The organism is Campylobacter concisus, from assembly GCF_003048605.1.
GTDB lineage: Bacteria > Campylobacterota > Campylobacteria > Campylobacterales > Campylobacteraceae > Campylobacter_A > Campylobacter_A concisus_BM.
This window is the reverse complement of sequence record NZ_PIRX01000001.1, coordinates 157007-172148: the sequence shown is the minus strand read 5'-3', so window position 1 is coordinate 172148 and position 15142 is coordinate 157007. Positions and strand designations below refer to the sequence as shown.

The window sequence follows — 15142 nt, the reverse complement described above, 5'->3', positions numbered from 1 at the left end:
TTTACGCCTTTAAATTTTTAAGAATTTTTGCTGGCACTAGGTTGCTCACGTCGCCGTCGTGGCGCAAGACTGAGCGGACGATCGAACTTGAAATGAAGGCGTTATTTAAGCTTGGCATAAGATAAACCGTCTCAAATTCGTCCCAAAGTGCAGCGTTTGCGTAGCCGATTTGTAGCTCATACTCAAAGTCGCTAACCGCGCGAAGCCCCCTGATGACGGTGTTTATGCCGTGCGATTTAGCAAAATCAACAAGCAAGTTATCAAAGCCAAGAACGCTTACGTTTTTTAGCTCGCAAACTGCCTCCTTTGCCATCTCTATGCGCTTTTCATGTGCGAACATTGGCTGTTTGCTATCACTTTTTGCGACTGCGACGATTACTTTGTCAAAAATTTTTGTAGCCCTTATGATGACGTCTAAATGGCCGTTTGTTATGGGGTCAAAGGTCCCTGGATAGATGCAAGATTTTTTCAAATTTGCCACCTTTTGTAAAGATTATTTTCGATTTTTAAGGCATCAAGCCACTTGCCGATGATGAAATTTTCCATATCAAGAAGGCTCTTTATACCTGCGTAGTAGCCTAAAACTGGCGGAGCGATGGTAGCTCCAAGAGATGAGAGCAGCTGCATCTGAGAGAGTGCGATCGTAGAAAATGGCATCTCTCTAACTCCCAAAATTAGGGTTTGTCTCTCTTTTAGCGCGACACTTGCAGCTCTTGTGATGAGTGTGTCGCTTATGCCATTTGCAACTTTTGCTAGCGTGTTGGTAGAGCAGGGCGCTATGATCATGGCATCCGTGCCAAACGAGCCAGAAGCTGGACCTGCGCTAAGGTCTTGATCATCATAAATTTTTACGCCAAGATCATCTAAATTTAGCTTCAAATTTTCTTCAGCTTCTAAGACCTTCATAGCATTTTTACTAACTATGACATGCGCCTCACAACTATCTTTGGCGGCATTTACTAGCTTTAGAAAAAGCCCAGCCCCGCTTGCTCCAGTGGCTGCAAAAACTACCTTTTTCATCTGATAACTGCCTCGTCTTTGCCTGAAACTGTGGCCTGTAAAATTTTATTTTCTCTTGTTCTTATCTTTATCATGTCGCCTAAATTTCCATCTTCAAGCGCCTTTACCTCGGCGATTATCTTGACGCCACCCTCGCTTAAAACTGCGTTTAGCATTTGACCTTTTTTGACTAAACTAATGGCGTTAAACTGACGTTTTGTTAAAATTTCTCCGCTTCTTATCTGCATTTTTGTGACAAGAGTTGAGGCGCTAAGTCCAAAGAGTGCATCACGCGGCCATTTGCTAAACTCGATCATCGTTGGTTGATAGTCAAGCAAGCTTAAAATGTGGTTTGTGTTCATTGAGTTTATAGCGATAAAAACTGGCATTTTGGCGTTAAAACTAAATTTAAAATAAAGACTCTTTAAGCTTAGATCAACGTCCTCAAATGAGGCTCTAAAGACGCCTTTTTGGCTATTTTGATCATTTAGAAATATATTTTTAAAAACTAAGTCTTTGAAATTTGCAGGAAGTTTGTTTTGCGGACTGATGCTAAGATCGCTCACGCTGATGCCTGGGTACTCGTTGCTGATCTCTCTTAGAAATTGCATCTGAATTTCATCCATGATAGAGCAGTTTTTCACAAAAGCAACGCTACCACCGCTTTTGTCATTATATGTTTTAAAATTTGCTGTTAGAATTTCATAGAGTTTTTTGCTATCTATTTTGGCAGCTCTTTTGCCCTCTAAGTTTAAAATTTCATTGTCTTCGCCTTCAAAACCAAAAGTGCTAAGTGAAATTTGATCATTTACGACGCAATACATCGGATAGATGCTGACTTCATTTGCAAAAAGTTTTGTGGAAAATAAAAAAATGAGTATAAAAAAGATGGAGCGGGAAACGAGATTCGAACTCGCGACCCCAACCTTGGCAAGGTTGTGCTCTACCCCTGAGCTATTCCCGCAATCAAAATGAAGTCCGCATTTTATCAGATTGTTTTTCATTTGTCAAGGATTATGGAAGTTTTATAAGTGAAATTTCACTATTTTGTAAAATTTCACCTTGATCAGGGCTAGTTATCAGCACAAAATCACTCTTTAATATATGGTTTATCATGCCTGAGCCATATTTTCCGCCGTCAGTTGCTACAAATTTGCCATCAGCTACATTGCCAAAAACCGCATTTGCTCTGCCTGATTTTACCTTTAAATTTTCGCTATTTATAGCTTTTTGCGTCACAAAACACTCGCTTTTTAGAAGTGGCAAAACAAGCATCATCGTGCAAAGATAAGCAGCCATAGGGTTGCCAGGCAAGATAAAAACAAGCCTGCCATCTTTTTCATAAGCCTTGCAAGGTCTGCCAGGTCTTATGTCAAGGTGCGAGAAAATTTCATCGTATCCAAGCTCGCTTAGGGCTATCTTCATAAAGTCAGCCTCACCAGCGCTCGCTCCACCAGAGCAGATAACGATGTCGTAGTTTGCAGCGTTTAAAAATGCCTGTTTTACAGCACTTAGCTCATCTTTTATGATGCCAAGATATGAGCTTTTTTGACCGATTGAGCTTAAAAGTGCTGTGATTCCAAGTGCGTTTGCGTTGTAAATTTCATCCTCGCTAGCTCTTTGCCAAGGCTCGATGATCTCATTTCCGCTTGAGTAAATTCCAACACTAGGCTGCTTTTTAACTTCTATAAAGCTTATGCCCTGAGCTGCAAGCATCATCACGCTTCTTGTGTTTAAAATTTCGCCACTTTTTAGTAAAATTTCACCAACTTTTGTCTCTTCGCCTTTAAATCGGTAAGCCTCGCCTTTTTTAAGCTTAGCTGGCGCTTTTACAAACTCGCCCTCAACCACGCAGTCTTCAAATCTCATGACCGTGTCAGAGCCTTTTGGCATCTTTGCGCCAGTCATTATCTTCACGCATTCGTTTTTGCCGATAGCTAGCTGCTCTTTATCGCCTGCAAAGGCACTTGCGATGATCTTATAAGGTTCATCTTTTTCATCAAATTTAACAGCAAATCCATCAAGCGCTGAGTTATCAAAGCAGGGCAGGTCTTTGACCGCTATCACGTCATTTGCTAAGGTTTTGCCAAGAGTCTCACTAATGGGTAAAATTTCGCTCTCATTTTTTGGTTTAAATTTAGCTTTTAAAGCCTCAAGTGCGTCATTTACTAGCATTTTTACTCCTCAAGCCTAACAATTTTTGCCCCAAGGCTTTTAAATTTCTCCTCCAGCCTCTCATAACCTCTATCAAGGTGGTAAATTCTATGCACCAAACTCTCGCCATTTGCGATAAGAGCGGCTAGTATTAGCGCTGAGCTTGCTCTAAGATCAGTCGCCATGACATCAGCTGCATTTAAATTTGCAGGAGCATAAACGCTTGCGATGTGACCATTTAGGCGGATATCAGCGCCCATTCTAGCTAGCTCACTAACGTGCATAAATCGGTTTTCAAAAAGCCTCTCATCTATCGTGCTAACGCCATTTGCCGCAAGACAAAGCGCCATAAACTGAGCCTGCATATCGGTTGGAAAGCCTGGATACTCAGTCGTTCTTATCTCGATCGGTTTTATCTCATTTGTCGGCAAAATCGTGATCTTATCGCCGTCTATTTCGATGCCAAAGCCCATATCTTCAAATTTATTTAAAATGGCTGTCATATGCGCAGCATTTGCCTTTGTGACTGAAATTTTGCTATTTGTGATAGCTCCAGCGCAAAGGTATGTGCCAGCCTCGATCCTATCAGGGATAACCTCGATATCACAAATTTCAAGTAGCTTTTGACCACTGCCAGTGATCTTTAGCTCGCTCGTGCCTATGCCTTCGATCTTTACGCCACTTCTTGCTAAAATTTCACAAATTTGCACCACCTCAGGCTCAAGTGCGACGTTAAAAAGCTCTGTCGTGCCGTGCGCTAGCGCTGCTGCCATGATGATGTTTTCGCTGCCAGTTACGGTGATCTTATCAAAAACTATCTTTGCGCCTTTTAGCCCATTTGGCGCGGTTGCGACGACGTAGCCTTGCTTTATCTCGATATTTGCACCCATTTTCTCAAGTGCGCTTAGGTGCAGATCTATTGGCCTTTGTCCGATCGCACAGCCTCCAGGAAGGCTCACCTCGCAATGTCCAAAGCGCGCTAAAAGCGGACCAAGCGTCAAGATAGAAGCGCGCATCTTTCTAACGATGTCGTAGTTTGCCGTGGTTGAATTTACACTGCTCGTATCGATACTTAGTGAGTTTTCACCTTTAAATTCGCACTTTGCTCCAAGATTAACAAGCAACTGGCAAAGCGTCTTTATGTCAGCGACATTTGGGATATTTGTTAAATTTACTTTGTTTTTAGCAAGTAGAGTTAGGGCGATGATAGGTAGGGCGGCATTTTTGGCTCCGCTGATCTTTACTTCGCCGCTTAATTTGGCATTGCCTTCTATTTTTAGATAGTGCATCATTATTTTTTGCCTTAAGAAAATATATTTTTTGCCGATTATATTGTTTTTAAACTTAGAGTAAAGAAAACAGGGCGCTATTTTCGCTTTATTTACATTTAAGAGTTAAAATTACGAAAAATTAATTATTTTGGATAAAAATATGTTAAGTTTAATAAATAAAAGAGTATTTTTTGCACTATGCGTTGCACTTTTTACAGGTTGTTCTTTCACCTCAAATGAGCCTAAAATCCCACAAAATGACTACAATCAAACCGCCTCTACAAATAGTGACTTTAGCAGACAAACTTCAAGTGAGCTTTTAGACGAAGATGACGGCAGAGCTGATAAAGAATTTGGTTCATTTTTTAAAAAATACTTAAATACTAGAGCAGGGGGCGACTGCTCAGGCTTCGTCTCTATCGTAAATGCAAAATATAAAAATATGTATTTTGATGAAAAAACTATCAATAACTACTACAGCAAGGGTGGCAGAAAGTCAAAAGCCATCTACAACTTCTATGAAAGTCAAAATTTGATCACTCATAAAAATCCAAAAAAAGGCGATCTTATCTTCTTTTCAAACACCCTTGGTAAAGGCATACAAAAAAATAAAGACAAGAAAAATGTCACTCACGTTGGCATCGTAACGGCCATACTTCCAGATGAGACGGTGAAATTTATCCACAACTCTGGCGGCAGAATAATCCACAGCTATATGAATTTAAAACAAAAGAACACGCATCTAAATGGCGATAAAGAGATAAATAGCTACGTTGTAAGGTGCTCAAACGCTAGCTGCCTAGCGGCAAATAGATTTGCTGGATATGGCAAAGCTAAGTAGCCCAGCTACATTTGCGCTTATCCTTTTAAATTTAGCTGCATTTTTTGGCGTTACTTTTCTGCACTCGCGTGAGCTATGGCTTGCGCTTGGCTTAAATATCTATTTTTTAGAAAAACTCTATATATTTGAGCCCCTCACATCTATCTTTACGCACGCAGGCGCAGGTCACTTGCTCATGAATATGATCTTTTTATATCAAGTTGGCACGATGAGCGAGCTATATCTTGGCACGAAAAAATTTATCATTTTTTATATCGTTGGCGGCGTTTTGACGCAAATTTTAAGCTTTATTTATATATATTTTGCATTTGAAAATGAGAAATTTATAAATTTAGTCGGTGCAAGCGGCGCTTTGTGTATGCTCTTTGGTATGCTGGCGACCTCGATGCTTTACTCAGACAAAAAGGCATGGTTTGGCTACTTTGCCATCGTTGTTGCCATGAGCTTTTTGCCGCTACTTATGGGCATAAATGTCGCATGGTACGCGCACTTTATAGGCTGGGGCATCGGCTGTTTGTATGCTAAATTTTACTTAAAGAGAGTAGATGAGATTTTTTGATGAGATCTGGGACATTTTAAACGAAGGCGATGTGGGGCTTAAATTTTTAAAATTTGAGCTATTTTACGAGAAATTTAGATCAAATTTAGATATTTGTTTTGATGAAATTTCTGCGCCAAATGAGCTAACTACACCGTGCTACGCTAAATTTTGCGACGTTGTTAGCATGAAAGAGCTAAACAAAAAGGTAAAGCCAAAAGATAAAAACCTAAATTTCATCCACTCAGTCGCTCACATCGAGTTTAGTGCCATTGACATCGCGCTTGATGCTTGTTATAGATTTAGAGGGCTGCCAAGGGAGTTTTACGAGGACTGGCTGGAGGTGGCTGATGATGAGATCAGACACTTTTGCATGATAGAAAATTTACTCACAAAGCAGGGCGGTAGATACGGCGAGCTAAGCGTACATGATGGCCTATTTATCGCACTTCAAAAGACTTCAGACAAGCTTACTAGCCGCATGGCGCTACTACCAAGATATATGGAGGCAAACGGGCTTGATGCAAACGCTCACATCATCAAAAGGCTAGAAGCTGAGGGCGGGCAAGAAGAGCTCATTGAGTGCCTAAAAGTCATCTTAAAAGAGGAGGTCTCTCACGTTTATAAGGGCGATAAATGGTTTAAATTTGCCTGCAAAAAAGAGGGCGTCGATGAGAAAAGCTACTTTGACATCATCTTAAATTTATATCCAAATTCATTTAAAAGCATTAGAGAGATCAACGAAAAAGACCGCTTAAAGGCTGGATTTAGCGAGGAAGAGCTTAGTTGGATAAAGAATTTCTCAAAGGAGAGATCATGAGCAAAATTTACTTCATAAGGCACGCAAAAGCAGTTGATGAGAACAAAGACGGCGCAAAAGACGCTTCAAGAGAGCTTAGTCCAAAAGGAAAAGAGGACGCTAAATTTATGGCTAGCAGGCTAAAAATGTATGATGTGATGCCAGGAGCTATCTTTTCAAGCAGTGCTAAAAGATGTGAGCAAACAGCAAAAATCATCGCTAAAACTTTAAAATTTAAAGAAAAATCCATAGAGATAAAAGACGAGCTTTACGACATAAGCTTTGAGGATCTGTTGGAGTTCGTAAGAAATTTAGACAAAAATTTAGATGAAATTTTCATCATCACGCACAATCCAAGCATAACTGAAATTTGCGAATATCTAAGTGACTCATCGATCGATAATATCCCAACTTCAGGCATTTTTTGCATAGAGTTTGAGTCTGAATTTAAAGAGCTAAAAGAGGGCAGTGCAAAAGCTTTATTTTTTGACCACCCAAAGAAACATCAAAGATAATTTATTAAAAAAATCCACAAATTCACTCATCGCAATTTGGTAGACACAAAGAACATCTGCTTATTTTATTTTTCAAATGCAAGTTTTGCTTTTGAACCAAAAATCATTTTCTACTCAAATTTTAAAATTTATCACTTTTTAAAATTTATCACTCCAGTTTTGAAAAAACTTCAAATCACCAATTTTTAAAATTTAACCATTTCAAGTTCAAGTCACCAAGCATAAAAGCAAATTTAAAATCAACCATAATTGCAATGCCAAAATATGACAAAAGGTAAAATGCAAGGTATTTTATATATTTTGTATTGAAAACTGTAATTTTCAAATTGATATTTTGAAATCTTTATTCTGCTCTTTTGAATATTTTAAATGGCTAGATTTGGCTATGTTTTGCATTTTATCTTTTGTGTGATCTAAATTTATCCATTAAATTTGACGCAAAAATATCTGTAAGAAAATTAGTTAAATTTTACACTTTTCAAAAATTGTGAAATTTGCATTTATCTTATACGTAACTTAAAATTTGATCTACCCTATTTTGAAAAAGTGAGCGAGAGCTATCTTTGGAGTTGTGGTTCTTGCTTTTAAACGTAGAGCACCGACCTTGTAATAGCAGCGATAAACGTAAATAAAGCGCTCGCTCAAGCTGGCGCGTTTTTGGATATAAATTTAATCCCAAGTTTTTTCTCTTTCTAAAAGCTAGTAAAACAATCTTATGCATGTAAATTTTAAGAGCAGCATAAAATAGAATAAATGCGTGATATCTTTTTTTGTGCGCCAAATATTGAAATTGCGCGTTAAAATTTTGAGAAAGGAGTTAAATTTGCTATTAATGTAATGCAACTCTAAAACCAAAATTTGCGTAAAATTTTAAAGTTGAGTGATCTTGTGTGCTAAATTTAAGATCTAGGGGTTAAATTTACTATGAAAACACGCATGAAAACTATTTTTCAAGCTAAAGTGCGTAATTAAATTTTATCGTTAAAAAGTGTGTGGATATCTAGTGTATAGTTTTTAGGCATAAAGATCGGTGAGTCTAAAATTTCAAGCACGCCATCATCAAATGAGAGAAATTCCACTACTCTTTTTGGCTTTCCGGCGGTTTTTATGCTCATATCAGCTAGGCGTACTACCTTTACGATCTGCATTTTATCTGTCGTCCATTCAGAAAAAGCTAGAAATTTAGAGTCCTCTGAAAATAAAAAACAAGCTGTTGCTCTTTCGCTAAGTAAAATTTGATGGGCGATGTCATCTTTAACTAAATTTTTATCCATTGATGACGTTTTTGCGTGGTTTGAAAATTCATTTTTTAAATTTATATAATGCTCGCTATTTATAAAAAGTCGTAGCTCGCCAATGGTTGGAGCGCCCATAGCGACCTCACAGCCTTCAAATTTGGCGCTAAATTTGCCATCACTGCTACACGCATTTGCCTCGTAATCCCAAGCCGAGCTCATAAATTTACCTATTAAATTTGCCTGCCATGGCTTTGTAGATATTTAGCTCATCTTGTAAAAGTGTGTATTTTGCTTTTAGTAGCCCTATTTTGGCCTCTAGTTCGCTATTTTTAGCCTCTAAAAACTGCTTTAGCTCGACCTTGCCGTAGGAGTATTTTAGCTCGTAAATTTTTGAAATTTCCTCGTAGTTTTTTATCTGCTCTTGATAGTTTGTAAGTAGCGCTTCGTCGTTTAAGTAGCCTTTATAAAAGGCGTCTATCTCGTTTAATGCGCTATTTAGAGTGCTTATGTAGTTTAGCTTTGCAAGCTCGAAATTTGCCTCGCTAACTTTTAAATTTGACTTTAGCTTGTGATAGTTTAAAAATGGTAAATTTAGAGCGATGTTGCCATTTAGAAATTTAAGGCTAAATGCTTCCTCTTTTTTGTCGGTGCTGCTTTTGAGGCTAGCTCCTAGCGTGATGCTTGGATAAAACTCTTTTTGGCTCGCTTTGTAGTTTGAGATGCCCTCTTCCATGCGGTAAATGGCCGCTCTTAGATCAGGCCGGTTTGCTATGGTGCTTGTTGGCACATCTAGATCAACGCCCACTCTTTTAACGGGACTTAGTGTGAGGCCTTCAAATTTAAGCTCAAATTCTGGTCTCTCATTTAGTAAAATCCTAAGCGTTTTTTTAGCACTCACAAGCTCTTTTTTGGCACTTTCTATCTTATTTTGAGCGCTTAAGAGCTGCGAGTTTATCTGTTTTAGGCTTAGCGCCTCCTCTTTGCCAAGTTTAAATTTAAGCCCAACTATCTCATTTAGCTTGTTATAAATTTCTAAAATTTGCTCATAAGTTTTTATGCTCTCGTTTAGATATAAAATTTGAAAATAGACGTCTGCCACGGAGTTTATCACGCTTAGTTTGCCGGCTTCCAGATCAAATTTAGTAGCTCTAGCTTCAAACATCGCTGCGTCTTTGCTATTTGCTAGCTTTTGCCAAAGGTCAAGCTCGTAGCTAAGCCCTATGCTTGAGCCAAAGCTTCTACTAGAAGCGCCGCCCTCTTTTATATTTTTGCTGCTTACAGCCTCAAAACCAGCGTTAAAGCTAGGGATCAAATTTGCCTGCAAAACACCAGCTTGAGCGAGCGCTTTATTTACATTTACCGCAGCTTTTGCAAGGTCGGTGTTGTTTTTAAGCGCAAGTTCCACAAGCTCATCAAGATAGCTTTGCTCATACTGCTTCCACCAAGAAGTGTTTAAATTTAGCTCACCACTAGCATTATCTTCAAGTAAAATTTGCTTGTAGTTTTCATCTATATTTTTAACAGCGCAGCCGCTTAAAACGAGCACTAAAGCTAGGCTTAGAAATTTCATATTACTCCCTCGAAAGCGCATCTATTGGGTTTAGTTTTGAGGCATTTTTAGCAGGCATGTAGCCAAATATGATGCCAATAGCCATCGACGTGACAAGTGCAAGCACGATCGAGCCGTTTGAAAAGATCATGCTAAAGCCGTTTAAGAAGTTGTTAAAGATGTAGCCGATCACGTAGGATAGGACGATGCCGATGGCTCCGCCAATTAGGCAAAGTAGCACCGCCTCTATCAAAAACTGCTGCAAGATGTTGCTCTGTCTAGCTCCGATCGCCATTTTTATGCCTATCTCTTTGGTGCGCTCGGTGACTGAGACTAGCATGATGTTCATGACGCCTATGCCTCCAACTACGAGCGAGACGACGGCGATACTTGAGATGAGCAGGCGCATGGTCGAGATGGTCTCTTCAATCGTTTGCTTGATGCTGTCTGAGTTTCTTGTAAAAAAGTCTTTTTTGCCGTGCTTGATCTCTAAAAGCTCGGTTAGTGTTTTTTCGGCGATTTGCGCATTGACGCCCTCATTTACTTTGGCGGTGATCGAGCTTATAAATTTATCTCCTGTGACCTTGTTTAGCACGGTCGTGTATGGAGCGTAAATTTTAAGCGTACTTGAATCGCCCATCTTAAAATCATCCTTTTGCAAAACGCCGATAATGCGAAGTGGCTTTTTGTTAAAAAGTATGATCTTGCCGATAGGATCTTCGTTTTTAAAGATGCTATTTTTGGTATTTTGATCGATTAGAGCGACTGAAGCGGAGTTTAAAACCTCGTCATCATCGTAAATTCTGCCCTCTTCTAGCTTTAGCCCATTTACGTCAAAACTGCCAGTGCCCCCGCCTCTTAGGCTAGCACTTAGTGAGATATTTTCATAGGTTAGCACGCCTGAGGTGCTTGTATTTGGCGTGACAGAGTCTAGAAAGGACTGCTTGGCAAGCATGTTTGCATCGCTTATGGAGAGCGTTTTTACCTTGCCTGAGAGCATATCGCCAAAGCCTTTGCCTGGCATGATGTCTATCGTGTTAGTGCCGATCTTTCTGATACCAGCTAAAATTTGCTCCTGCGAGCCTTTGCCAAGAGCGACGACGCTAATGACCGCGGTTATGCCAATGATAATGCCAAGCATCGTTAAAAGCGATCTTAGTTTGTGCGCTAGCATCGCATTTACCGACATTTTAAAGCTCTCTATTAGCTGGTCTTTATAGTAGGTAAATTTGCTCTTTTCTGGCTGAGTTTGCTTGCTTGCTTCATAAATTTTGCTATCTTTTACATTGTCACTTACGATGTTGCCATCTTTTATCTCTATCACCCTACTCGCATACTCAGCGATCTTTGGGTCGTGCGTGACGATGACGATAGTGTGGCCTTTTTTGTAAAGATCAACTAAAATTTCCATCACCCTTAGCCCACTTTTGCTATCAAGCGCGCCTGTTGGCTCATCAGCCAAGATGATCTCGCCGCCATTCATCAGCGCCCTTACTATGGAGACCCTTTGCTGTTGTCCGCCTGAGAGTTTATTTGGTAAATTTTTCGCTTTTTCGCTAAGACCAAGTGAGCCAAGAAGCTCATTAGCTCTTTTCTCTCGCTCGCTCTTGTTTGCCCCTGCGTAGATGCTAGGTAGCGCTACGTTTTCAAGGGCGTTCATCGTGCTAAGCAGGTTATATCTTTGAAAGATAAAGCCAAATTTATCTCGCCTAAGCTTGGCAAGCGAGTCGCTATCAAATTTTGATATATCTTTGCCGTCAAGCAAATACTCGCCCCCACTTGGGCTGTCTAAGCAGCCAAGGATGTTCATCAGGGTTGATTTGCCAGAGCCAGACTGACCGATGATGGCTATAAACTCACCCTTTTTTATCTCTAAATTTATGCCATGCAGTATCTCTATCTCATTTTCGCCTAGCTTAAAGCTTTTGGTGATGTTTTTTAGGCTTATCACTTAAAACTTCTTATGTTCTTTTGCGATCATCTTAGCGATCTCGCTTGATGAGCCTTGAGATGTGATGATCTCATCGCCTTCGTTTATACCGCTGATGATCTGCGTATCGAGGTTGTCTTTTATGCCAGTTTTGACCGCTGTTTTTACTGGCTTGCCATCTTTTAGCAGATAGACAAAAGTGCCGTTTTCATCTTTTTTGATGCCGATGCTTGGTACGATGATGGCGCCCTCGACGTTTGCTATTAAAAGCTCGTTTTGTGTGGTCATGCCTATTCTTAAAATTCCATCTTTGTTATCAACGATACTTTGCGCGTAGTAATAAACCGCTGAGCTGCTGCTTGAGCTACTTGAGTATGAAGATTTACTGCTACTACTTGAGCCGTAGCTGCCATCACTTAGTGTGGTGAGCCCAGGGTCGATCGAGCTAACAGTCGTTTGAAATTTCTTCGTTGGCTCAGAGAGGATCGAGTATTCAACTGGCGTGCCGACTTTGATCTTTGTGATGTCGCCTTCTGCTATTTGCATCTTCATCTTTACATGACTAAGATCAGCGATATTTACGATAGTTGGCGTAGTTTGGTTGGCATTTACAGTTTGACCCTCCTCAACCTGCACGCTTACAACAGTGCCATCTCTTGGCGCGGTGATCTTTGTGTAGCCTAAATTTATCTTAGCTGTGCTTAGCTCGATATTTGTCTGCTTGATCTGCGCTTCAAGCTCCTTTATCTTGGCGCTATTTGCACTATATGTGTTTTTTGCGCTTTCAAATTCTTGCTTTGAGGTGGCGTTTTTAGAAAATAGTGCGTTTTCTCTATCAAACTGCGTTTTAGCGATATTTAGAGCCACTTTTGCGCTTTCTAGCTGAGCTTTGTAGATGGCAAGCTGTGCTTCTTTATTGTCTATGCTATTTTGCTGGGTCGAGCTATCGATACTTGCGATCATATCGCCTTTTTTGACCTGATCTCCAAGCTTAACGTATAGCTTTTTTATCTGACCGCTCACCTGAGCTCCCACGTCGATTAGCTCGGTGGCGAAAATCTCTCCAGTCGCATCGACCTTTTTGCTAAATGAGCCCTTCTTTGCTTTTTTGGTGATAAACTCCACCTTTTCATCTTTTATATTAAAAAATTTATCATAGACGAAGTATCCACCGACGCCTAAAATAAGCAGGATTATTAAAATTTTAGTTTTTTTCATCGCATCTCTTTGTAAAAAATTGGTAAATTCTACTTCACAAGAGTAAATACTCTTTAAGCTTCCTCTTTTGCCATGCCAGCCTCTATCAAAAACCTACTTGGCTGATAATTGACCTTCTTTATCTTGTCGTATTTTGCATAGCTAAGATATAGCTCGTCTTTAGCCCTTGTTACTGCTACGTAAAAGAGCCGCCTCTCCTCTTCTAGGCTGCCACCCATGCTCATTAGCTTTAAATTTGGAAAGCGGTTTTGCGCGAGATCGACGATAAAAACTTGATCAAATTCAAGCCCCTTGCTCGCATGCACGCTAAGCAAGCTAACGCCCTGCCCTTCGCTCATCTCGTTGCTTCCAAGGGCTAAGAAGTTATAAAATTTACTGATATCTTGATATTTTTTAGCTAGCTCGCTTAGCACCACGCTCTTTGCCATTATGCGCTCTTTGACCTCTTCTTTGAGCGCCAGATCGACGTTGCCATTTTTTAGAGTTGCCCTTTTTGTGCTGATGTTTTCAACGATTAGTGAGTAAATTTTGCTAGTTTTTATCTCGTTTATCATCGTAGCTGGCTTTGAGATATTTCTCATGCCTCTTAAAAAGTTGTAAATTTCATATAAAAACTGCGCCCCACTCTCGCTTAGCTTTTGTAGTTTTAGCACGGGGTGACCCAGAAATTTATCACTAAAGCCAAGCTTAGAAAACCTCGAAACCTCGGCAAATTCGTCAAGGTCGTCAAAAAGGCCAAGCTGGTAGTTTCGCCTTTTGTTTGATGAGATATTTACGCTCTCATCTGGCTCAACTATCCCTTTTATTAAATTTCCATGCCCAAGCTTAAGAAGAGTGTCAAAAATTTCTTTGCTGACTGCGCTACCAACACCTTTTGCGTATTCGCAGATGTGGATAAATGCCATTATATCTTTTGGATTGACATAAATTCCCATGATGTCGATGAGTGCCTTGATCTCGCGGCTCTCAAAAAAGCTCACCCCGCCCTTTCGCTTTGAGCCGATGCCTCGCTCTTTTAGCGCGACCTCGATGCCGTCCGCTGATGAGTTATTTCTAAAAATTATGGCAATATTTTCTCTATTAAATGGCGAGAGCGAGATGATATCAGCGATATTTTGATACTGATCAAAAAGCTCGTTATAGACAAGCAGCCTTGGAGGCTTGAAATTTCCTTCGCGACTAACTGTGAGGTGCTTTTCATAAAGCCTTGGGTTGTTATTTATGACCTTGTTTGCAAGGGCAAGTATGCTTGAGCTTGAGCGGTAATTTACATTTAAAGCGTAGATATTTGCGTTTGGAAAACGATCTTTAAATGAGCCAATGATCTCGATATTTGCGCCGTTAAATGCGTAGATGCTCTGGTCAAAATCGCCCACGCAAAATAGGCTCTTTGTCTTAAATGCGTCTATGAGGCTACCTTGAAGGGTGTTTGTGTCTTGATACTCGTCGATCAAAATTTCATCATAAGCTAAATTTGCCCCATTTTTTAGCTCGTCGCGCATTTTTATGAGAAGATCGTTAAAGTCAGCGTAAGAAAATTTAGCCTTTTCAGCCTCAAACTCCTCTAAAACATCTTCATAAATTTCAGCATAAACGCCCTGCTCTTCGCTCTTTTGGCTTATCCATTTGCCAAAAGTTGTGCCTTGTTCGCTGTTTTGAAAGAGCGAATAAAGGTCGTATAGATATGCCCCGCCATAAGGCTTGACGTCGCTTAAATGGTAAAATTTACGCCTCTCAACAAGACTTTTTAAAAGCGTCTTTAGTTCGCTTGGCTGCTTTAGCGTGACGCCTTTATCAAGGCTTTTTAAAAGCGAAAATGAGACCGAGTGAAAGGTGCCTGCAGTGATTTTGGAGGTGATTTGCTTGTCAAAATACCTATTTAAGCGCTCTATCATTTCGCTGGCTGCTTTGTTGGTGAAAGTTAGAAGCAAAATTTTCTCTGGCTTTACGCCTAAATTTAAAAGATGAGCGATGCGAGCGACAATCGTGCTAGTCTTGCCAGTGCCAGCTGAAGCGATGATGAGATTGTGTCCAAATGGCGCAGTTGCGGCGGTGTATTGTTCTTTGTTTAACCTAGATAAGGGCATTGT

General features: G+C 40.1%; 14 protein-coding genes and 1 tRNA gene. 4 read left to right on the top strand and 11 right to left on the bottom strand.

Features of this window, described 5'->3' with window-relative positions; all coding sequences use genetic code 11:
- Nucleotide 1 precedes the first annotated feature (1 nt).
- The 6 genes from coaD to murA all read right to left on the bottom strand — a co-directional run bounded on the left by coaD (nt 2) and on the right by murA (nt 4445).
- Nucleotides 2–472: a pantetheine-phosphate adenylyltransferase gene (gene coaD / locus CVS86_RS00855; RefSeq protein WP_012001782.1), complete on the bottom strand. Its 471-nt coding sequence runs from the start codon at nt 470–472 to the stop codon at nt 2–4.
- Nucleotides 469–1020, bottom strand: a complete 552-nt coding sequence (locus tag CVS86_RS00850; protein ID WP_107790667.1) for a UbiX family flavin prenyltransferase — start codon at nt 1018–1020, stop codon at nt 469–471. Before CVS86_RS00850 ends, coaD begins: the two co-directional genes overlap by 4 nt.
- A complete protein-coding gene (gene flgA / locus CVS86_RS00845) occupies nt 1017–1823 on the bottom strand; it encodes a flagellar basal body P-ring formation chaperone FlgA (RefSeq protein WP_107790666.1) in 807 nt (268 codons plus the stop codon). Before flgA ends, CVS86_RS00850 begins: the two co-directional genes overlap by 4 nt.
- 65 nt (nt 1824–1888) lie before the next feature.
- A tRNA-Gly gene (locus tag CVS86_RS00840) sits at nt 1889–1963 on the bottom strand.
- A 50-nt stretch (nt 1964–2013) separates the two neighbouring features.
- On the bottom strand, nt 2014–3174 hold the full coding sequence (locus CVS86_RS00835) for a molybdopterin molybdotransferase MoeA (RefSeq protein WP_107790665.1): 1161 nt from the start codon (nt 3172–3174) through the stop codon (nt 2014–2016).
- Nucleotides 3175–3176: 2 nt separating this feature from the next.
- Complete coding sequence (murA, locus tag CVS86_RS00830; RefSeq protein ID WP_107790664.1) at nt 3177–4445, bottom strand: UDP-N-acetylglucosamine 1-carboxyvinyltransferase; 1269 nt, start codon at nt 4443–4445, stop codon at nt 3177–3179.
- Nucleotides 4446–4584: 139 nt separating this feature from the next.
- Here murA and CVS86_RS00825 point away from each other — a divergent pair, with 139 nt between their 5' ends.
- Genes CVS86_RS00825 through CVS86_RS00810 form a run of 4 tightly spaced genes read left to right on the top strand, consistent with a single transcriptional unit; the run spans nt 4585 to nt 7117 of the window.
- Entirely contained in the window at nt 4585–5265 is a 681-nt protein-coding gene (locus tag CVS86_RS00825) for an NlpC/P60 family protein (RefSeq protein WP_107790663.1), read from the top strand.
- Nucleotides 5249–5824, top strand: a complete 576-nt coding sequence (locus CVS86_RS00820; RefSeq protein WP_107790662.1) for a rhomboid family intramembrane serine protease — start codon at nt 5249–5251, stop codon at nt 5822–5824. Before CVS86_RS00825 ends, CVS86_RS00820 begins: the two co-directional genes overlap by 17 nt.
- Nucleotides 5811–6623 (top strand): ferritin-like domain-containing protein, encoded by an 813-nt coding sequence (locus CVS86_RS00815; protein WP_087583241.1) that lies wholly within the window; start codon nt 5811–5813, stop codon nt 6621–6623. The genes CVS86_RS00820 and CVS86_RS00815 overlap by 14 nt, the downstream gene beginning before the upstream one ends.
- Complete coding sequence (locus tag CVS86_RS00810; protein ID WP_021084619.1) at nt 6620–7117, top strand: SixA phosphatase family protein; 498 nt, start codon at nt 6620–6622, stop codon at nt 7115–7117. Before CVS86_RS00815 ends, CVS86_RS00810 begins: the two co-directional genes overlap by 4 nt.
- Nucleotides 7118–8085: 968 nt before the next feature.
- Here the strand turns inward: CVS86_RS00810 and CVS86_RS00805 are convergent.
- The 5 genes from CVS86_RS00805 to CVS86_RS00785 are packed head-to-tail and all read right to left on the bottom strand — an operon-like array spanning nt 8086 to nt 15139.
- Nucleotides 8086–8574, bottom strand: a complete 489-nt coding sequence (locus CVS86_RS00805) for a flagellar protein (protein ID WP_107790661.1) — start codon at nt 8572–8574, stop codon at nt 8086–8088.
- A gap of 4 nt (nt 8575–8578) precedes the next feature.
- Nucleotides 8579–9925, bottom strand: a complete 1347-nt coding sequence (locus tag CVS86_RS00800) for a TolC family protein (protein WP_107790660.1) — start codon at nt 9923–9925, stop codon at nt 8579–8581.
- A 1-nt stretch (nt 9926) separates the two neighbouring features.
- Nucleotides 9927–11855 (bottom strand): MacB family efflux pump subunit, encoded by a 1929-nt coding sequence (locus CVS86_RS00795; protein WP_107790659.1) that lies wholly within the window; start codon nt 11853–11855, stop codon nt 9927–9929.
- Entirely contained in the window at nt 11856–13052 is a 1197-nt protein-coding gene (locus tag CVS86_RS00790; protein WP_107790658.1) for an efflux RND transporter periplasmic adaptor subunit, read from the bottom strand.
- A 53-nt stretch (nt 13053–13105) separates the two neighbouring features.
- A complete protein-coding gene (locus tag CVS86_RS00785) occupies nt 13106–15139 on the bottom strand; it encodes an ATP-dependent helicase (RefSeq protein WP_107790657.1) in 2034 nt (677 codons plus the stop codon).
- Nucleotides 15140–15142: the final 3 nt, after the last annotated feature.

Bases quoted from the DNA above. Each gene is read 5' to 3' on its own strand.
- CVS86_RS00850 (WP_107790667.1), bottom strand. From the start codon at position 1,020: ATGAAAAAGGTAGTTTTTGCAGCCACTGGAGCAAGCGGGGCTGGGCTT.
- flgA (WP_107790666.1), bottom strand. From the start codon at position 1,823: ATGTATTGCGTCGTAAATGATCAAATTTCACTTAGCACTTTTGGTTTT.
- CVS86_RS00835 (WP_107790665.1), bottom strand. From the start codon at position 3,174: ATGCTAGTAAATGACGCACTTGAGGCTTTAAAAGCTAAATTTAAACCA.
- murA (WP_107790664.1), bottom strand. From the start codon at position 4,445: ATGATGCACTATCTAAAAATAGAAGGCAATGCCAAATTAAGCGGCGAA.
- CVS86_RS00825 (WP_107790663.1), top strand. From the start codon at position 4,585: ATGTTAAGTTTAATAAATAAAAGAGTATTTTTTGCACTATGCGTTGCA.
- CVS86_RS00820 (WP_107790662.1), top strand. From the start codon at position 5,249: ATGGCAAAGCTAAGTAGCCCAGCTACATTTGCGCTTATCCTTTTAAAT.
- CVS86_RS00815 (WP_087583241.1), top strand. From the start codon at position 5,811: ATGAGATTTTTTGATGAGATCTGGGACATTTTAAACGAAGGCGATGTG.
- CVS86_RS00810 (WP_021084619.1), top strand. From the start codon at position 6,620: ATGAGCAAAATTTACTTCATAAGGCACGCAAAAGCAGTTGATGAGAAC.
- CVS86_RS00805 (WP_107790661.1), bottom strand. From the start codon at position 8,574: ATGAGCTCGGCTTGGGATTACGAGGCAAATGCGTGTAGCAGTGATGGC.
- CVS86_RS00800 (WP_107790660.1), bottom strand. From the start codon at position 9,925: ATGAAATTTCTAAGCCTAGCTTTAGTGCTCGTTTTAAGCGGCTGCGCT.
- CVS86_RS00790 (WP_107790658.1), bottom strand. From the start codon at position 13,052: ATGAAAAAAACTAAAATTTTAATAATCCTGCTTATTTTAGGCGTCGGT.
- CVS86_RS00785 (WP_107790657.1), bottom strand. From the start codon at position 15,139: ATGCCCTTATCTAGGTTAAACAAAGAACAATACACCGCCGCAACTGCG.